This is a genomic window from Achromobacter ruhlandii (assembly GCF_902859695.1).
In the GTDB taxonomy this organism is placed as follows: Bacteria; Pseudomonadota; Gammaproteobacteria; order Burkholderiales; family Burkholderiaceae_B; genus Achromobacter; species Achromobacter ruhlandii.
Window position 1 is genome coordinate 140,669 of the sequence record NZ_CADIJL010000007.1, and the last position, 19,124, is coordinate 159,792.

16 protein-coding genes are annotated in these 19,124 nt (G+C 68.8%); 8 read left to right on the forward strand and 8 right to left on the reverse strand.

Annotated features, from left to right (window positions below):
- The first annotated feature begins 2 nt into the window (after positions 1-2).
- The 6 genes from HV742_RS11520 (at position 3) to HV742_RS11545 (ending at position 8,134) form a co-directional block, all read left to right on the forward strand.
- Entirely contained in the window at positions 3-428 is a 426-nt protein-coding gene (locus tag HV742_RS11520; RefSeq protein ID WP_049070837.1) for a F0F1 ATP synthase subunit epsilon, read from the forward strand.
- A gap of 183 nt (positions 429-611) precedes the next feature.
- A complete protein-coding gene (locus tag HV742_RS11525) occupies positions 612-1,388 on the forward strand; it encodes a hypothetical protein (RefSeq protein ID WP_238923875.1) in 777 nt (258 codons plus the stop codon).
- Positions 1,389-1,564: 176 nt separating this feature from the next.
- Positions 1,565-2,638, forward strand: a complete 1,074-nt coding sequence (gene hemE, locus HV742_RS11530) for a uroporphyrinogen decarboxylase (protein ID WP_175145199.1) — start codon at positions 1,565-1,567, stop codon at positions 2,636-2,638.
- A 371-nt stretch (positions 2,639-3,009) separates the two neighbouring features.
- Entirely contained in the window at positions 3,010-5,115 is a 2,106-nt protein-coding gene (locus HV742_RS11535) for a primosomal protein N' (protein ID WP_063584566.1), read from the forward strand.
- A gap of 55 nt (positions 5,116-5,170) precedes the next feature.
- A complete protein-coding gene (locus HV742_RS11540) occupies positions 5,171-7,234 on the forward strand; it encodes a UvrD-helicase domain-containing protein (protein WP_059269091.1) in 2,064 nt (687 codons plus the stop codon).
- Between the two features lie 72 nt (positions 7,235-7,306).
- Entirely contained in the window at positions 7,307-8,134 is an 828-nt protein-coding gene (locus HV742_RS11545; protein WP_068951916.1) for an AraC family transcriptional regulator, read from the forward strand.
- Positions 8,135-8,198: 64 nt separating this feature from the next.
- Here the strand turns inward: HV742_RS11545 and HV742_RS11550 are convergent, their stop codons facing one another.
- Positions 8,199-9,257 (reverse strand): threonine aldolase family protein, encoded by a 1,059-nt coding sequence (locus HV742_RS11550; protein WP_175145201.1) that lies wholly within the window; start codon positions 9,255-9,257, stop codon positions 8,199-8,201.
- A gap of 138 nt (positions 9,258-9,395) precedes the next feature.
- Between HV742_RS11550 and HV742_RS11555 the strand changes: the two genes are divergently transcribed.
- Complete coding sequence (locus HV742_RS11555; RefSeq protein ID WP_049070845.1) at positions 9,396-10,235, forward strand: class II glutamine amidotransferase; 840 nt, start codon at positions 9,396-9,398, stop codon at positions 10,233-10,235.
- Here HV742_RS11555 and HV742_RS11560 read toward each other — a convergent pair.
- Positions 10,202-11,038, reverse strand: coding sequence for an SDR family NAD(P)-dependent oxidoreductase (locus HV742_RS11560; RefSeq protein WP_049070847.1), 837 nt, complete (start codon positions 11,036-11,038; stop codon positions 10,202-10,204). The genes HV742_RS11555 and HV742_RS11560 overlap by 34 nt on opposite strands.
- Positions 11,039-11,163: 125 nt before the next feature.
- Here HV742_RS11560 and HV742_RS11565 point away from each other — a divergent pair, with 125 nt between their 5' ends.
- Complete coding sequence (locus HV742_RS11565; protein WP_049070848.1) at positions 11,164-12,096, forward strand: GlxA family transcriptional regulator; 933 nt, start codon at positions 11,164-11,166, stop codon at positions 12,094-12,096.
- 40 nt (positions 12,097-12,136) lie between these two features.
- Here the strand turns inward: HV742_RS11565 and dapD are convergent, their stop codons facing one another.
- The 6 genes from dapD to HV742_RS11595 form a co-directional block, all read right to left on the reverse strand.
- Positions 12,137-13,117: a 2,3,4,5-tetrahydropyridine-2,6-dicarboxylate N-succinyltransferase gene (gene dapD, locus HV742_RS11570; RefSeq protein WP_175145203.1), complete on the reverse strand. Its 981-nt coding sequence runs from the start codon at positions 13,115-13,117 to the stop codon at positions 12,137-12,139.
- A gap of 891 nt (positions 13,118-14,008) precedes the next feature.
- The gene (locus HV742_RS11575; protein WP_054419295.1) at positions 14,009-15,139 is read right to left on the reverse strand and encodes a M20 family metallopeptidase; all 1,131 of its coding nucleotides are present in this window, start codon (positions 15,137-15,139) and stop codon (positions 14,009-14,011) included.
- A 33-nt stretch (positions 15,140-15,172) separates the two neighbouring features.
- Positions 15,173-16,078: a prolyl oligopeptidase family serine peptidase gene (locus tag HV742_RS11580; protein WP_059269098.1), complete on the reverse strand. Its 906-nt coding sequence runs from the start codon at positions 16,076-16,078 to the stop codon at positions 15,173-15,175.
- A 5-nt stretch (positions 16,079-16,083) separates the two neighbouring features.
- A complete protein-coding gene (locus HV742_RS11585) occupies positions 16,084-17,094 on the reverse strand; it encodes an ABC transporter ATP-binding protein (RefSeq protein ID WP_020925445.1) in 1,011 nt (336 codons plus the stop codon).
- A complete protein-coding gene (locus HV742_RS11590; RefSeq protein WP_049070854.1) occupies positions 17,091-18,074 on the reverse strand; it encodes an ABC transporter ATP-binding protein in 984 nt (327 codons plus the stop codon). The genes HV742_RS11585 and HV742_RS11590 overlap by 4 nt, the downstream gene beginning before the upstream one ends.
- A 130-nt stretch (positions 18,075-18,204) precedes the next feature.
- Positions 18,205-19,122 carry an ABC transporter permease gene (locus HV742_RS11595; RefSeq protein WP_026385154.1) on the reverse strand — a complete coding sequence of 306 codons (918 nt, stop codon included), beginning with the start codon at positions 19,120-19,122 and terminating at the stop codon, positions 18,205-18,207.
- Between the last annotated feature and the right edge of the window lie 2 nt (positions 19,123-19,124).

Genomic DNA, 19,124 nt, shown 5'->3' on the forward strand with positions numbered 1-19,124 from the left:
ATATGGCTACCCTGCATGTGGATGTCGTCAGCGCAGAGGAAGCGATCTTCTCCGGTGAGGCGAAGTTCGTGGTGCTGCCTGGCGAGGCGGGTGAGCTGGGCATCCTGCCCGGTCACACCCCGCTGATTTCGCGCATACGCCCCGGGACGGTCAAGATCGTTCGTGCCGACCAAGGCGAGGAAAACATCTTCGTCGCCGGGGGCATTCTGGAAGTGCAGCCGGGCAGCGTGACGGTCCTGGCCGACACGGCCATCCGTGCCGCCGACCTGGACGAGGCCCGTGCCCTGGAAGCGCGCAAGCGCGCCGAAGAGGCCCTGGCCAACGCCAAGGACAAGGCCGACATCGCGGTTGTCGAAGCCGAGTTGGCGATGCTGGCGGCGCAAGCCGTCGCCGCGCGCAAACTGCGTCAAGGCGGTCGCTCGCACTGAGCGCACGACCAGCCGGGGTTCGCCCCGGATCCGGAAAAAGCGGCCCTGGGCCGCTTTTTTTTCGCGCGCGCCGGTCGGTGGCCCCTCGGTCAACCGCAGGCCGGCTTGCGTTCGCTACGAATGGCGAGCGGAATGGCGCGCCGGTAGCCTTCAGGGATTGCAATTTGAACCTGGAGGAACGGCGTGCGAGAAACCATGGATTGCGGCGTGCTGCTGGCCCCGGGCCACGAAGCCGCCATGGGCGACTGGGTGGCCCGTGCCCAGCCGAGGCTGGCGCGGGTGCGCTTGCACCTGGTGCCGCTGCGGCAATCGGGAGGCGGCCCGTGCGGCCCGGATACCCACGCGCTGGCCGGGCTGGCCGTTGGCCTGCGCCGATACGATCATTGTGTCCTGCCGGTCGCGCCGGCCTCGCTGGCCTGGACCCGCCTGTCGCTGCAGCAGGCGCGCGATGCGCTGGCAACCCCGATCCTGCTGCTGGTGCACGACATGACGGCGCCCGCCATCGAAGATCTGCTGCGGCTGGGCGCCGCCGATTTCATCGCCGCGCCGTATTGCCTGGAGAGCCTGCGCGTGCGCCTGGGGCGGCTGGCGCGGCGCGCGCCCCTGGCGGGCGAACGCCTGGAAGAGCCCGGCCTGGTGTATGCCGCCCGTGCGCCGCGGCCCCCCGGAGGCGCCGGCGCCCGGCCGCGGGTGCCGCGGCAGGTGCTGCAGCAGGGCCTGGCCGGGCTGCGCTACCAGCCGCCGCGCGATGCGCAGGAACCTTTCCGGCAGGCCAAGGCGCGCGTCGTCGACGGTTTCGAGTCCGACTACATCCGCCTGGCGCTGTCACGCCACCAGGGCAACGTGGCGCGCGCCGCGCGGGCTTCCTCCAAGCACCGGCGGGCATTCTGGGCGCTGATGCGCAAACATGGCATCGACGCCTCGCCATACCGCCGGCAGGCCCAGGAGGCGCGCATCTGACTGGTGCCACGGCGGCTGGCGGCGAGGCGCGACCGACGTCACCCGGCCGGCGCCACGTGCCGGGGGCCGTCACAAAGGCGGCGCGACTTGCGTCCCGGCAAGCCCGGGCCGGATGGGCGTCGTGCCCTGTCAGCTTGGGGCAGTAAAATCATGGCTTCCGATCATCGAGGATAGTCGTGTCCGCTTCCGTCTTGAAGAACGATGTGTTCTTGCGCGCCTTGTTGCGCGAGCCCGTGCCCTACACCCCGATCTGGCTGATGCGCCAGGCGGGCCGTTACCTGCCCGAATACCGCCAGACGCGGGCCCGGGCCGGTTCCTTCATGGGCCTGGCTCAGAATCCGGACTACGCCTGCGAAGTCACCCTGCAGCCGCTCGCGCGCTATGACCTGGACGCGGCCATCCTGTTTTCCGACATCCTGACCGTGCCGCATGCCATGGGGCTGGGCCTGGACTTCGCCGAAGGCGAGGGCCCGCGCTTCGCCCGTCCGGTGCGCACCGAGGAAGACGTGGCGCGCCTGGCGGTGCCCGACATGGACAAGCTGCGCTATGTGTTCGACGCCGTCGGCACCATCCGCCGCGAGCTGGACGGCAAGGTGCCGCTGATCGGCTTCGCCGGCAGTCCCTGGACTATCGCCTGCTATATGGTCGAGGGGCAGGGCAGCGACGACTACCGCCTGATCAAGACCATGCTGTATTCGCGCCCGGACCTGCTGCACCGCATCCTGGAAATCAATGCGGAGGCCACGCTGCAATATCTGAATGCGCAGATCGCCGCCGGCGCCCAGGCCGTGATGCTGTTCGACAGCTGGGGCGGCGTGCTGGCCGACGGCCTGTTCCAGCAGTTCTCGCTGGCCTACACCCGCAAGGTAGTGGCTGGCCTGACGCGCGAACACGACGGCCGTCGCGTGCCGGCCATCGTCTTCACCAAGGGCGGCGGCCAGTGGCTGGAAGACATCGCCGCCTGCGGCTGCGATGCCGTGGGCCTGGACTGGACCGTCGACCTGGCCGCGGCGCGACGCCGCACCGGCGACTCGGTCGCGTTCCAGGGCAACCTGGATCCGATGGCCTTGTTCGGTGGTGGTGAGGCCATTCGCGCCGAGGCGCGTCGTGTGCTGGATGCGTTCGGGCCAGTGGGCAAGGGCGGCCATGTGTTCAACCTGGGCCATGGTATTTCGCGCTTCACCCCCCCTGAAGCCGTAGCCGAATTGGTCGATGAAGTCCACCGTCACAGTCGCTCGCTGAGAGGGTAAGTGAGTGAACGCTTCGGCCCGCAGGGCCGGGCGTCGAGGGCCCTCGGACGCAGTTGTGCACAGCAAGATTGCGCTCGGGGAAAACCCTTTATAAGCTGGTTTACAATCTTGGAAGTTTGTTCAAGTTATTGTTTTTATTGGAATAAAATGGGTTTTCAATAGGATTGCAAGAGTTGGTGCAATCTTGCCTTATTCCAATTTCTGACGTTGCTCTCGCCTTTTCCCCAAAGTTATCCACAGGTCGGGTCTGGAGTTCCGGACCTGGTTGCGGTGACAATCCTTCATGGCCCGGACAGCCCAGGCCTGTCATCCTGATTCCGTCTGTCCCGGCCCTGGCCGGGCCGCCCAGCCCATGTTGTGTTTCCTGATCCATGTCTGAAGTTTTCGCGCTGGTCGAATCCACGCCGGCCGCGCACGCGGCGGCTTGCTGGGTGCGCGTCGCGCTGGACGTGCCGCTGCCCGGCCCGTTCGATTACCGGCACCACGAGCCGATCGAGCCGGGCCTGCGGGTGATCGTGCCGTTCGGCCGCCGCAAGCTGATCGGCGTGGTGGTGGACAATCCGGCAGCGCCGTCCTATGAGCCGAAGCAGATCAAACCGATCGAGGAAGTGCTGCGCGACCTGCCGCCCTTCGACGAGGCGTGGCTGCGCCTGGCGCGTTTCGCCGCCGAGTATTACCAGCGGCCGTTGGGCGAGGTGATGCTGCCGACGTTGCCGCCGCCGCTGCGCAAGCCGACCGCCTATCAGGGCAAGCGCTCGGCCGGCGGCCCGGTGGCGCGGCTGGACGGACGCAAGCGCAAGGCGGTCCGCAACCCGGCCGAGGCCGACCAGCCCCCCGAACTGAACGATGCGCAACGCGAGGCCGTGGACACCATCGCCGGACTCACCAAGTTCAAGCCGGTGCTGCTGTACGGCGTGACCGGCAGCGGCAAGACCGAGGTCTACCTGCGCGCCGCCGAGAAAGTGCTGGCCGCCGGCCGCCAGGTGCTGCTGCTGGTGCCGGAAATCAACCTGACGCCGCAACTGGAAGGCGCGTTGCGCGCCCGCCTGGAAGGCCTGGTCGGGCCGGACGGCCTGGCGGTGCTGCACAGCGGCCTGTCCGATGGCGAGCGCCTGCAGGCCTGGGCGCGCGCGCAGCGTGGGCAGGCGCGCATGCTGCTGGGCACGCGCATGGCGATCTTCGCGCCCATGAGTGAGCTGGGCCTGATCGTGGTGGACGAAGAACACGACGCCTCGTACAAGCAGCAGGACGGCCTGCGCTATTCCGCGCGCGATCTGGCGGTGTGGCGCGCGCATGACCTGGACATCCCGGTGGTGCTGGGCTCGGCCACGCCGTCGCTGGAGACCTGGCAGCATGCCGAGCGCGGCCGCTACCTGCGGCTGGCGCTGCCGGCGCGCGCCCGCGCCAGTTCGCTGCCCGCCATGAAGCTGGTGGACACGCGCCGCCTGCAGATGAAGCACGGCATGTCGCCGCAGCTGCTGGAGGCCCTGGGCGAACGGCTGGCGCGCAAGGAACAGTCGCTGATCTTCCTGAACCGGCGCGGTTTCGCGCCCGTGCTGCACTGCCAGTCCTGCGGCTGGGTCAGCAACTGCCCGCGCTGCACCGCGTTCACGGTGTTGCACCGCACGGCCGGACGCGGCCATCGCCTGCAGTGCCACCACTGCGGCTACCAGGCGCCGGTGCCGCACGCCTGCCCCGAATGCGGCGACCAGGACCTGGCGCCGATGGGGCGCGGCACGCAGCGGGTCGAGGAACACCTGGCCGAACTGTTTCCCGAGGCGCGCATCCTGCGCATCGACGCTGACAGCACCCGCAAGAAGGGCAGCGCCGAGGCCCTGTTCGCGTCGGTGCACGCGGGCGAGGTCGACATCCTGGTCGGCACGCAGATGGTGTCCAAGGGGCATGACTTCGCGCGGCTTGGCCTGGTGGGCGTGCTCAATCCCGATTCCGCCTTGTTCGCGCACGACTTCCGCGCGCCCGAACGGCTGTTCGCCCAATTGATGCAGGTGGCCGGCCGCGCCGGCCGCCACCAGGGCAACGGCCAGGTCATCATCCAGACCGGCTATCCCGAGCAGCCGGTGTACCAGGCGCTGCTGCGCCATGACTACGCGGGCTTCGCGCGCCACGCGTTGCAGGAACGCGAAAGCACCGGCCTGCCGCCGTTCGCCTACCAGGCGCTGTTGACGGCCGAGGCGCGCGAACTGGCGGTGGCGCAGGCCTTCCTGCAACAGGCCCGCGCCCTGCCCGAAGGCGAATGGGCCGCGGACTTCCCGGGGCTCGACGCGATCATGCTGTACGACCCGGTGCCGCTGCGCGTGGTGCGGGTGGCCAATATCGAGCGCGCCCAGTTGCTGGTGGAAAGCACCAGCCGTCCGGCGCTGCAGGCTTTCCTGGCGTCGTGGTCGCACCACCTGCCGTACCTGGCCAACGAGGCCCGGGTGCGCTGGCAGCTGGAGGTCGACCCGCTGGAAATCTGACAGGCGCCGCGCATTCGTCCGTTTACTCTATGTCGTTCCCCTTTCCCCGACTCCCATGTCCGCACACGAACCCATCGGCCACGGCCTGAACCCCGCGCAGAAAGAGGCGGTGCTGTACCTGGACGGCCCTTGCCTGGTGCTGGCCGGCGCCGGCAGCGGCAAGACGCGCGTCATCACGCAGAAGATCGCCTACCTGCTGCGCGAATGCGGCTACATGGGCCGCAACGTGGTGGCGCTGACCTTCACCAACAAGGCCGCGCGCGAGATGGATGAGCGCGTCAAGACGCTGGTGGACCGCAAGCTGGGCAAGGGCCTGACCATCAGCACCTTCCACTCGCTGGGCGTGAAGCTCTTGCGCGAAGAGGCGCGCAACGCGGGTCTCAAGCCGACCTTCTCGATCCTGGACGCCGATGACGCCATGGCGATCATCCAGGAGCTGCTGGCCACCACCGACAAGGGCCGCCTGCGCCACGTGCAGGGCATCATCTCGCTGTGGAAGAACGCGCTGATGGAACCCGACGACGCCGCGCGCGAAGCCATCACGCCGGGTGACGTCGAGGCCGCCAACGTCTATCGCAGCTACGCCGCCACGCTGGCCGCCTACCAGGCCGTGGATTTCGACGACCTGATCCGCATCCCCGCCATCCTGCTGGCCAACAACGAAGAGGTGCGCACGCGCTGGCAGAACCGCGTGCGCTACCTGCTGGTCGATGAATACCAGGACACCAACGTCTGCCAGTACCGCCTGGTGCAGCTGCTGACCGGCCCGCGCGCCATGTTCACGGCGGTGGGCGACGACGATCAGGCCATCTACGCCTGGCGCGGCGCCACCATCGAGAACCTGGCCAAGCTGACCACCGACTATCCCAATCTCAAGCTCATCAAGCTGGAGCAGAACTACCGCTCGGTGCAGCGCATCCTGGCGGCGGCCAACCAGGTGATCGAGAAGAACCCCAAGCTGTTCGAAAAGAAGCTGTGGTCGGACCTGGGCGTGGGCGAGCCGATCGTCGTTTCGGCGATGGACGGCGAGGAGCACGAGGCCGAGTCCATCGCCATGAAGATCTCGGCCTCGCGTTTCGAGCGTCAGGCGCAGTGGAAGGATTTCGCCATCCTGTATCGCGGCAATCACCAGTCGCGCATCCTGGAGCAGGCGCTGCGCAACCTGAAAATCCCGTACACGATCGCGGGCGGGCAGAGTTTCTTCGACAAGGCCGAGGTGCGCGACATCCTGGCCTACCTGCGGCTGCTGGCCAACGACGAGGACGATCCGGCCTTTATCCGCGCCGCCACCACGCCCAAGCGCGGCATCGGCCAGGCCACTTTGCAGACGCTGGGCCAGTATGCCGCCACCCGCGAACTGTCGCTGCTGGCGGCGGTCGACGAAACCGGGCTGGAGAGCCTGCTGGCGCCGCGCCAGCTCGAACCGCTGCGCACCTTCACCGAATTCATCCGCCGCATGCAGTGGCGCGCCGGCCGTGGCGCCACCGCCGGCACCGATGGCGCGCCCGCCGAACCCGCCGGCGTGATCCTGGACGATCTGGTGCAGGCGATCCAGTACGAACGGCATCTGTTCGAGCTGTTCGACGAACGCCCGGCGCAGACCCGCTGGCAGAACGTGCTGGAGCTGACCGGCTGGCTCAAGCGCAAGGCCGAAGAGGACAACATGTCGCTGTTCGAGCTGGTGCAGCACGTTGCGCTGGTGACGATGCTCGAACGGGGCGAGGAAGAGGAGCCGGACGCGGTCAAGATGTCGACCCTGCATGCCTCCAAGGGCCTGGAGTATCCGCACGTATATCTGGCCGGGGTCGAAGAAGGCCTGCTGCCGCACCTGGGCAAGGACGATGAGGTGGGCGATCCGGCGCGCGCGGCGGAGAACCTGGCCACCCGTATCCAGGAAGAGCGGCGGCTGATGTACGTGGGCATCACACGCGCCCAGCGCAGCCTCAACCTGAGCTGGTGCAAGCGCCGGCGCCGGGCGCGCGAGGACCTGGTGCGCGAACCGTCGCGCTTCATCGAGGAAATGGGCCTGGACGCTCCGGGCATCCAGGAAGACGAGACCACCGCCGCCATGAATCCCAAGGAACGCATGGCCATGCTCAAGGCCTTGCTGAAGAAATAGCCCCGCAATAAATTACATGACGGGGGGAGCGTCCGGGATCTATACCTGCCGCTTTGCATCATGGCGCTGACGATGAAGGATGACGTGCGTTACCAACCGGTGCCCGGCACGCCGGGCCTGGTGCTGGGCGTGGCGCGGCTGGTCGATTTCCAGTTCGACCGGCACTACCATGTCGATTACCACATCGGCCTGGTGACCCAGGGCGTGCAGCGCCAGACCTTCCGTGGCCGCAGCACGCTGCTGGGGCCCGGTGGCATCGCCCTGATGCCGCCCGGCGAGGTCCACGACGGCGCCGGCGTGGCCGACTATGGCCAGTCCTACACCCTGAAGACCTTCCGTCTGTCGCCCGATCTGATGCGCGATTTCATCGCCGAAGTCTCGGGCGGCGCATCTGACGAGCGGTTCCTGGGCACCTTGATCGAGGAACCCGCGCTGGCGGCCCGCTTCAAGGCGTTGCACGCTTCCTGGATGGCGGATGCGGCCGCCGGGCCGTTGGCGCACGAGTCCGCCTCGCTGGCCCTGATGGGGGCGCTGTTCGCGCGCACGGGGGCCGTGACGCCCCAGGCGGTGCGCGGCGGCCTGTCGCTCGCGCACCAGCGGGTCGTGCGGGAGTATTGCCAGGCCCACCTGGGCGACAAGATCGGTCTGGAAGACCTGGCGCGGCTCTGCGGCCTGAGCCGCTACCAGTTCCTGCGCCGCTTCGCGCTGTCGGTGGGGCTGACGCCGCACGCCTGGCTGACGCGGCTGCGCCTGGAGCGGGCCTGCGCCGAGCTGGCGCGAGCGCGCGCTCCGATCGCGCAGGTGGCGGCCGATGTGGGCTTCTACGACCAGAGCCATTTCAACCGCGCCTTCCGCACGGCCTATGGGGTGCCGCCCTCGGCCTACCGGCGCGCGGCCTGAGCGCACCGATTCCCGCGTCGTCCTGGCGTTGGCGCGCGGCGCGCCGGAGGAACGGCGCGGGTCGTTATCGCACCAGCGCGCGCAACGCCGCCAGGAAGTGATCGACGTCCTGCTCGTGCGTGGTGAACGACGTCACCAGCCGCGCCACGCCCGGGCCCCAGCGGTCGTGGTAGAAGCGAAAGCCCTGCGCCAGCAGGCCGTCAATGGTGGCGATCGGCAGCCGGCAGAACAGGATGTTGGCCTCGACCGGACCCTGGAGTTCAACGCCTGGCAGGTTCGCCATGCCCGCCGCCAGCCGCGCCGCCATGGCGTTGGCCTGGCGCGCGTTGCGCAGCCACAGATCGTCCGCCAGATAGGCTTCCATCTGCGCCGACAGCAGCCGCATCTTCGAAAACAGGTGGCCGCCGCGCTTGCGCCGGTAGGCCAGTTCCGCGGCGCGTCCGGGTTCGAACAGCACGATGGCCTCGGCGCCCAGCACGCCGTTCTTGGTGGCGCCGAACGACAGCGCCGCGACGCCGGCCTTCCAGGTCATTTCCGCGGGCGTGCAGCCCAGGCTGACCAGGGCGTTGGCGAAGCGCGCGCCGTCCATGTGCAGGGGCAACCCGGCCTCGCGGCAGACGTCGCCGATGGCCGTGATCTCGTCGCGCGTGTAGACGCTGCCGGTTTCAGTGGCCTGGGTAATGCTGACGCAGGCGGGCGGCATCGAATGCACGTCGCCGGCCTTGCGGCGCGCTTCCACGGCGAGCTGGGCGGGGTCGAGCTTGGAGGCGGCGCCCTCCAGCAGCGCCAGGCGCGCGCCGCCGCTGTAGAACTGCGGCGCGCCGCATTCGTCGTTGGCGATGTGGCTGTGCGCATGGCACAGCACGCTGCCCCAGGGCGGCGTCAGCGCCGCCAGCGCCAGCGAATTGGCGGCGGTGCCGGTGGGCACCAGCAGCACGTCGACCTCGCGTTCGAAGATCTCGGCCAGGCGCCGTTCGACGCGCTGGGTGATGTCGTCGGCGCCATAGGCGGGGGCCTGTCCCTCATTGGCGCGCAGCAGCGCGGCCAGGATCTGGGGGCTGGCGCCGGCGGTGTTGTCGCTGGCGAAACCCTGTTGGGGCGAGGCGGCGGCGGGGGTGTCCAATACGGGGCTCCGGTGAAGACAGACAGGTCCTCACTATGCCCGCCGGCGCCGGGCCGGGCTTGTAGAAAATTGCGCCTCGCTCCTACACTGGGGCGGACCCGGCGAGCCCGCGCCGGGCCGGTTTTCAAGGAGCGCATCATGTGCCGCTGGCTGGCTTACACCGGGAGTCCCCTGCAAATGGAGAGCGTGCTGTTCAAGGCCACGCACTCGCTGATCGACCAGAGCCTGCATGCGCGCATGGGCGCCACCACCACCAATGGCGACGGTTTCGGCCTGGGCTGGTACGGCCGGCCGCCCGAGCCGCCGTTCCGCTACCGCAGCGTGCATCCGGCCTGGAACGACCGGAACCTGCGCGAGGCCGCGCGCGCCATCCATTCGCCGCTGTTCGTGGCGCACATCCGCGCCGCCACCGACACGCCAGCCCAGGAAACCAACTGCCATCCGTTCCGCCATGGCAACTGGCTGTTCGTGCACAACGGCGTGATCCGCGACTATCCGCTGCTGCGGCGCGACCTGATGCTGATGATCGCGCCGGCCTACTTCGGTTCACTGGAAGGGTCGACCGATTCCGAGGTGATGTTCCTGCTGGCGCTGACCTTCGGCCTGGAGGAAGACGCCTTGCCGGCGCTGGCGCGCATGGTCGGCGCGGTCGAGGAGACCGGCCGGCGCCACGGGGTGGCCCGGCCCATCAACATGACCGTGTGCGCGCTGGATGGCGAGCGCCTGATCGCGGTGCGCTATTCCAGCGAGCGCGATTCGCGCACGCTGTTCCACAACACCTGCGTGCGGCACCTGCGCGAGCTTTATCCCGACGACCCGAAGGTCGCGGCGCTGGACGATGACGCATTCCTGTTGCTGTCCGAGCCGCTGAGCGAGATGCCGGGCGCCTGGGAAGAGGTGCCCGAATCCACCGCCATCATCGCGGGCCGGGGCCGCGTCGAGCACTATCCGTTCGTGCCGGTGCCGCCGGGCGCCTGAATGCCATAGCGCGCCGCCGGCGTATTGCGCGACAGTTCCGGCCCCAGGGCCTGGCGCGCCGCTTCCAGGCGTTCCAGCAGCGCCGGGTCGGTCAGCGACGGGATGGTGACGAACTCGCCCTGGTCCAGGCCCGCCAGGGCGCTGCGCACCATGTCGTCCGCGCTCATCACGATGGCGGACGGCAACTCGCTGGCCGGCTTGCCGGCCAGGTCCCAGAACTCGGTGCCGGTGGCGCCCGGCAGCACCGCCTGGACGCGCAGGCCCTTGTCCGCCAGTTCGTGGCGCAGCGACTGCGAGTAGGCCAGCACATAGGCCTTGCTGGCGCCGTAGACGCCGTTGAGCAGCTCGGGGTGCAGGCCGACGATCGACGCGATATTGATGATGGTGCCGCCGCCGCGGGCCACGAAGGCGGGCGCGGCCGCCATGGTCAGGTGGGTGAGGGCGCTGATGTTCAGGTCGATCATGGCCTGCATCTGGGCGGGATCGGATTGCAGCAGCGGGGCCACCGCGCCGATGCCGGCGTTGTTCACCAGCAGGGTCAGCGAGTCGTCCTCGCGCAGCGCTTGCGCCACGCGTTGCACGCCGTCGGCCCGCGACAGGTCGGCTGGCAGCACGCGCACGTCACGGCCGGTCTCGGCGCGCAGTCGCGCGGCCAGGGTTTCCAGGCGTTCGACGTTGCGCGCCACCAGCGTCAGGTCGTGGCCGCGATGGGCCAGGTGGTGGGCGTAGCGCGCGCCGATGCCGGACGAGGCGCCGGTGACCAGGGCGCGGCCGGGGGATTTGCCAGACGGGGTGTTGCTCATGAAGGACTCCAAAATGGGGACGGCGGGTAGTGCCGGTACGCTTGCAGAGTAGAACCGGGATGGAATATCCTCAATGACATAGAAACGTCTTTTCAGGACATGCGATGAAAGCAGATGGTCCAGCCATGAAAACCATTGCGATCCTGTTGCACCCCGGCTTCCAGCTCATGAGCCTGGCGGCCAGCGCCGTCTTCGAGATGGCCAATCGCCAGAGCGGCGAACCGGCCTATCGCGTCGTCCTGGTGTCCGAGCACGGCGGCCCGGTGGCCAGTTCGCTGGGGTTTGCGCAGGACACGCAGAAGCTGGGACGGCGCACATTCGACACGTTGATCGTCGCCGGCGACAACACCGGCGAGGGCGCGTCCGAGAGCCTGTTGCGCGCGCTGCGCGGCGCCAGCGAACGGGTCCGCCGTTGCGCCTCGATGTGCACCGGCGCGTTCGTGCTGGCGCAGGCGGGCCTGCTCGACGGCCGCCGCGCCACCACCCACTGGTTCTATGCGCGGCGCCTGCAGCGCGAGTATCCGCGGGTCAAGGTGGACGAGGACCGCATCTTCGTGGCCGACGGCCCGATCTGGACCTCGGCGGGCATGAGCGCCGGCATTGACCTGGCGCTGGCCATGGTGGAGGCGGACCTGGGGGCGGACATGGCGCGCGCGGTGGCGCGCAAGCTGGTGCTGACGCAACGCCGCGCGGGCGGACAGTCGCAGTATTCGGCGTTGCTGGAGCTGGATGCGAAGTCCGATCGGGTGCAGACGGCGCTGGCCTATGCCAAGGCCAACCTGAAGGCCGAATTGTCGGTGGACGAGCTGGCGCGCGCCGCGCACCTGAGCCCGCGCCAGTTCAGCCGTGTGTTCCGCCAGGAAACGGGCCAGTCTCCGGCCAAGGCGGTGGAACATCTGCGCCTGGAGGCGGCGCAGGACATGATGCAGTCCGGCCGCCACGCGGCCGAGGTGGTGGCGCGCGAAACCGGCTTTGGCGACCGCGACCGCATGCGCAAGGCTTTTCTGCGCGCGTTCGGCCAGTCGCCGCAGGCGATGCGGCGGTTGCTGCACGCCTGACGACGGCGCCGCGCCGCGGGCCCGCGACGGGCCCGCCCGCTCAGTGCCCGGTGTGCAGCGCCGGGTTCAAGGTGCCCCAGGCGGCCGTGCGCACCAGCGTCTCGACCGCGCCGGTCTGCGAATTGCGGCGGAACAGCAGCCCGTGCTGTCCGGCCAGTTCCACGGCCTTGACCACCGCGCCCTCCGGCGTCAGCACGCGCGTGCCGGCGGTGATGTAGCAGCCCGCTTCCACCACGCAGTCGTCGCCCAGCGAAATGCCGATGCCGGAGTTGGCGCCCAGCAGGCAGCGCTTGCCAATGGCCACGACCTGCTTGCCGCCGCCTGACATGGTGCCCATGATGGAGGCGCCGCCGCCGATGTCGGTGCCGTCGTCGACGATAACGCCGGCGCTGATGCGGCCCTCGACCATCGACGCGCCGAGCGTGCCGGCGTTGAAGTTGCAGAAGCCTTCGTGCAGCACGGTGGTGCCGGCCGCCAGGTGCGCGCCGAGCCGCACGCGCGCGGTGTCGGCGATGCGCACGCCAACGGGCACGACGTAGTCGGTCATGCGCGGGATCTTGTCGACGCCGCGGATTTCGAGGATCTGCCCGGTGGCGCGCAGTTGCCAGCGCAGCGCCTCGACCTGGTCGACGGCGCAAGGGCCGGCGGAGGTCCAGGCGACGTTGGCAAGCACGTTGAACAGGCCGTCGAGGTTGGCGCCGTGCGGCCGGATCAGCCGGTGGCTGAGCAGGTGCAGGCGCAGGTAGGCGTCGTGCGCGTCGGCGGGCGGCTGGTCGAGCGAGGCGATGGCGGTGCGCACGGCGACGATGTCGACCTTGCGCCGGGTGTCGCGTCCCAGCGAGGTGGGCACGTGCTCGCCGAGCGCGGCACGGGCTTCTTCGGGCGTGAGGTGCCGCGTGCCGCCCGCGGGCGTCTTGTCGGTCAGGGACGGGCGCGGATACCAGGTATCGAGGACGGTGCCGTCGGCGGCGATCGTGGCCAGGCCGTAGGCGATGGCGCTGTTTTGGAGGTGTTCTTGCATGGGCTGTTTTTTTTTGAGGGCTTCTCTTGGGAACATTCTAGGCGATGGGGGCGGGTCTTTCTATTCGGGAGCGGGGGGGAGCTTCGTAGGTCGCCCCTCTGGCAGGCTGACCGAGCGGCGGGCGCCCACGATTGCGGTCCGGAGCGTTCGCTCCGGACTGCCCCGTCGTCATCCTCGTCCTCGCCTGCGGCGACTCCTTCGGATTCCCTCGGGCGCATCGAGGTTGCCCGCCGCTCGGTCAGCCTGCCAGAGGGGCTACGTGCGTCTGGGCTTGTCGCGCTGCTGCACCCCTGTGCGGAGAATGAAGCCTGCAGGGCTGCCCATTGCGGCCGCGCGGGCGGCCACAATGGGCGTCTGCGCATTTGAAGGCGAGGCGAGTGCGCTGGTGTTGAGTGGATTTCTATTGGGCCGCGCGTCAGGGGGGGTAGGGGCGGTGGTGGGCGGCGCGATGGATGTCATGTTGCGCGTGGCGAGTCTGCCGCGCCGCCCACAAACAGGTGTGGTGCGCGCAATCTCTCAGTTGTGCTCGACAGCGCCATCGCGACGACGCAAGACGCCGCGTAAGCCTCAAAAAGGCCGCCCGCGCGGCCGTTTGAGGCGGGCCCCGCAAGCCCCTCTCCCCCCACCCCTGATGGCCAACACCATGCCAAGCACTCCACTCGCCCCAGAAGTCGTCACTAAGTCTCATCGTGAGCGGGTGGCGGGGTCGGCGGGGGATGGCGGGGCGTGTAGATGCGCCCGAGGGAAACCGTAGGGAGCCGAAGGCGGACGAGGTTGACGACGGGGAAGTCCGGAGCGAACGCTCCGGACCGCAATCGTAGCCCCGTCATCCCCCGCCGACCCCGCCACCCGCGGCTCAAGAACTCAACAGAGCCGCATTAAATATGCCCGTTAAGCAAGTTCCTTCAACAACAACTCCCAAAACTTCAAGCGCTGCTCCAATGTAGAAACCAAGATGTACTCATTCAATGTATGTGCGCCGTCTCCGTCGGCCCCGAGGCCATCCAGCGTCGGGATCCCCATGGCCGAGGTGAAGTTGGCGTCGCTGCCGCCGCCGGTCATCGGCGCGTCTTCCAGCAGGAAGCCGGCGCGTTCCGCGTAGCCTTGCACCAGCGCCAGCAGCGCGGCGGCTTCCTCGGTCTTCACCATCGGCGGGCGGTTCAGTTCCACGTCGATGTCCAGTTCCACGTCCGGTCCCACCGCGCACAGCTCGCGCATGCGGCGCAGCACGTCTTCGGCCGCGCCCATGTCGGGCACGCGGAAGTCCACCACGCAGCGGCACAGCGCCGGCACGGTGTTGGTCACGGTGCCGCCGGCGATGGTGCCCACGCTCACGGTGATGCCGCGCTCGTAGTCCGTCATCGCCTCCAGCGCCAGCACCTGGTGCGCCATTTCGCGGATCGCGCTGCGGCCCTTCTCGTGCTGCATGCCGGCGTGGGCCGGGCGGCCCTTGACGTTCAGGTTGAGCATGCCGGTGCCCTTGCGCGCCGTCACGCACTTGCCGCCGTTGGGACGGGCCGGTTCGCACACCAGGGCGTACTTGGCATTGGCGGCGAAGCGTTCGATGTGCGCGCGCGAGGCATGGCTGCCGGTTTCCTCGTCGGGCACTACCAGGAAGTCCACCGGCAGTTGCGTCGCGCCGGGTCGGGCCACGCTGGCCAGCGCCGTCAGCGCCAGGTAGATGCCGGCCTTCATGTCGTAGCTGCCGGGGCCGTAGAGGCGGTCGCCGTCGATGCGCACCGGGTTCTCCAGCAGCGTGCCGACCGGATGCACCGTATCCATGTGCGCCAGGATCAGGATGCCGGGGCGGGTGTCGCCGGGGGCGCGGTTGGTGGCGTACAGCAGCGGGCCGGTGGCGGGGCCGAGGGAGGACAGTTCCACCGTCAGGCCGGCCGCGGCGGCGTAGTCGGCAATGATGCGGGCCATCGCGGCGATGCCGTCGGGGAAGTTCGAAGGCGATTCGCATTGCAGCCAGCTCTGGATGCCGGCGACGAGTTGTTCAGTGCGGGAAGTGGAGGACATGGCGATTCTGCTAGCGGGAATGAAAGGGAACGTTCAGGCGACCTGCTGGCCGGCCAGGCGGGCCAGTTCGGCGTCGCTCGGCATGCCGCCCTCGAACCACAGGCTGGCGCAGACCGCGGACATGGCGCGGCCGTCGTGGCCGATGCCGGGCACCACCTGCAGCGTCCAGTTGAACGGCACGCCGCGGCGCTCGGCTTCCTTGCGGCCGGCCTCGAAATAGTTGTGGGCGCGGGCGAAGCGGTGCGGGCCCTGGCGCATGGCGGCCGGTTCCGACGGCAGGTTGGGATCGTCGGTGGCGATGTCCTGGTCGCCGGCCAGTATCGTCATCGGGTACGCCAGCAGCTTGACCAGGTGGTCCTCGGTCAGGCCGACGCCGTCCATGCCTTCGGGGAAGGGGTAGTCGAAGGTCGGCAGCGTGTACCAGCCCGGGTTGCCGGCAGCCACGGCCTTGAACGGCGCGTGCGACTGACTGCTCATGAGGCGGTGCACGAACTGGCCGCCGGCCGAGTGGCCGAACAGGTAGACGTTCTGGCCGTCGGTGATCTCGGCCGCGATCATGTCGCGAATCACGTTGCCCACGAGCGCGTAGGTCCAGCCGTCAATGTGGCGCGGATTGCCGCCGGCCGAGAACACGCGGCCATTGTTGTAGCTTTCCACGCCCGGCCAGATCTCGTTGGAGAAGGTCAGCGCCACGATCAGCAGCTTGTGCTTGTCGGCGGCCTCGACCCAGAAGTCGCGGTATTCGTCGCCGTTGCGCAGCACGCCATGCTGCACGATCACCACCGGCCGATCCGGGGTGTAGCCGTAGGGGCGGTAGGTCTGCAGCTTGAACGGGCGATCGGAATTGCGATCCTCGTCGATATAGGTGATGGCGTTGCGGCCGGCATGGCCCATTTCGATGGCGATGCGGTCCACGTTGGACATGTCAGAGGGTTTCATGGCGTTCAGGCGGTGGCTTCGTTCAGGTGGCAGGCCGACCAGTGGCCCGGAGAGATTTCCTTCAGCGTCGGCGCCTGCTCGCGGCAGCGCGGCATGGCGTGCGGGCAGCGCGGGTTGAAGGTACAGCCCGACGGCGGATTCAGCGGCGACGGGATCTCGCCCTTGATTGGCGTGAACTTGCGGCCGCGGCGCGCCACGTCCGGCACCTCGGCCATCAGGGCCTGGGTGTACGGATGGTTGGCGCGCGCGAAGATCTCGGCCGAGGTCGAGATCTCGACGATCTTGCCCAGGTACATGATAGCCACGCGATCCGAGATGTGGCGCACCACGCCCAGGTCGTGGCTGATGAAGAGGTAGGTGAAACCGTGCTGCTCGCGCAGGTCCATGAACAGGTTGATCACCTGCGCCTGGATCGACACGTCCAGCGCCGCCACCGGTTCGTCGCACACCAGGAACTTGGGCGCCACCATCAGCGCGCGGGCGATGCCGATGCGCTGGCGCTGGCCGCCCGAAATCTGGTGCGGGAAGCGATCGCGGTACTCGGTGTCCAGACCGACTTCCTTCAGGGCCTGGTCGATGCGCGCGGGAATCTCGGCCGGCGGCGCCAGCTTGTGCACCTTGAGCGATTCGCCCAGGATCTGGCGCAGGCGCTGGCGCGGGTTGAGCGAGGCCTGCGGATCCTGGAAGATCATCTGCACGCCCAGCGTGTAGGCCAGCTTGTCGGCGCCGCGCAGTCGACGCGCGTCCTGGCCCTGGTAGAGCAGGTCGCCTTCGGTCTGGCGGTGCAGGCCGGCAACGACGCGGCCCAGGGTGGACTTGCCGCAGCCGGACTCGCCCACCAGGCCGACGACTTCGCCGCGGCCGATGCGCAGGTCAACGCCGTTGACGGCGTACACGGTGCGGCGGTCGATCGGGCGGCCGCCCAGGGCCAGGATGCGCTGGGCCAGGTCGGGACGCTGTTCGAAGCGCTTGTGGACGTTCCTGAGCTCGATGACGGGGGTATCGGCTTGACTCATGCTTGCTCGGCCTCGCGGGCGATCGGGACGTAACAGCGATAGCTGCGCGAACCTTCGGTGGTAACGGTGGGGGCTTGTTCGGTGCAGCGCGTGACCGCGTGGGTGCAGCGCGGCCGGAAGGCACAGCCCGACGGGCGGCCGGCCAGGCTGGGCGCCATGCCGTTGATCTGGTGCAGGCGCGCGCCCGGCGTGGTGGCGCCGGGCATCGAGTCCAGCAGGCCGCGGGTGTACGGATGGCGCGGCGCGTCCAGCACCTGTTCGACCGGGCCGCTCTCGACGATGCGGCCGGCGTACATGACCGCGACGCGGTCGGCCAGCTCGGCCACCACGCCCAGGTCGTGGGTGATCCAGATCAGCGCCGTATTGTGCTCGCGGCAGATCTCCTGCATGCGGTACAGGATCTGGCCCTGGATGGTCACGTCCAGCGCCGTGGTCGGCTCGTCGCAGATGATCAGGTCCGGCTTGTTGAGCATGGCGATGGCGATCGCCACGCGCTGGCGCATGCCGCCCGAGAACTCGTGCGGGTAGCTCTTCAGGCGCTTCTCCGGCGACGGAATGCCGACCATGGCCAGCGCCTCGCGGCAGCGTTCCAGCGCTTCGGCGCGCGGCACGTCCTCGTGCGTCAGGATGGCTTCCATCATCTGCTCGCCGATGCGCAGCACCGGGTTGAGCGTCATCAGCGGGTCCTGGAAGATCATGGCGATGCGGTTGCCGCGCAACTGGCGCATCTGCTCTTCGGAGAGCTTGCGCAGGTCGTTGCCCTTGAACTTCACTTCGCCGTCGACGACTTCCCCGGGCGGATCGATCAGGCCCAGCAGCGAGAAGCCGGTGACCGATTTGCCCGAGCCGGACTCGCCGACCAGGCCCACGATCTCGCCGCGGCGCACGGTCAGGTCGACGCCGTCGACCGCCAGCCAGGCGCCGGCCTCGGTATGGAATGCGGTGCGCAGGCCGCGCACTTCTAGAAGCGTGTCACTCATATCATTTGTCCATTGCGCCAGCCGCCAAGCAGGCGGGAGGCCTTGCCCAATCGGGATGCCGCGGAGCCGGCTCCGCCGGTCCGCTGGCATGCCCCCTTGAGGGGGGAGCGCGAAGCGCTTCGGGGGTGGGTCATTTCCTCGGATCCAGGCTTTCGCGCAGGCGGTCGCCCACGATGTTGATAGAGAGAATCAGCAGCAACAGCGCAATGCCCGGGAACAGGCTGATCCAGTAGTCGCCCGACAGCAGGTACTGGAAGCCGTTGGAGATCAGCAGGCCCAGCGACGGTTCGGTGATCGGCACGCCGACGCCCAGGAACGACAGCGTCGCTTCCAGCGCGATGGCGGTGGCGATCTGGATGGTCGCGAACACCATGACCGGGCCCAGGCAGTTGGGCAGCAGGTGGAACACCATGATGCGCCAGGCCGGGAAGCCCAGGTTGGCGGCGGCCTCGACGTACTCCTTGCGCCGCTCCTGCAGCGCGCGGCTGCGCATGATGCGGGCATAGTGGCCCCACTGCACCAGCACCAGCGCCAGAATCACCTTGTCGACCCCGCGCCCCAGCACCACCAGCAGCACCAGCGCCACCAGGATGGTCGGGAAACCCAGGATGAAGTCGACGATGCGCATCAGCACGGTGTCGACCAGGCCGCCGACGTAGGCAGCCACCAGGCCGACCGCGCCGCCCACGGCGGTGGCAAGCACCACGGCCGACAGGCCCACCATCAGGCTGATGCGCAGGCCGTAGAGAATGGCGCTGAGCATGTCGCGGCCCTGGTCGTCGGTGCCGAGCCAGGCGATGCTGCCGTCCATCAGCGCCTGGCGCGGCGCCAGGCGGCCGTCCATCAGCGACAGGTTGGCCAGATCATAGGGATTCTGCGGCGCGAAGTAGGGCGCGAACACCACCAGCAGCACCAGGATGGCCAGCGCGATGACCGAGCCGCGCACGGTCGGCCGGGCCCGCAGTTTCTTCAGGATCGAGGCGCGCTTGGGCGTATCAGCCAGGGGCTGGACGGTACGGGTGCGGCCGGTATTGGGAGATTGAGCCATGA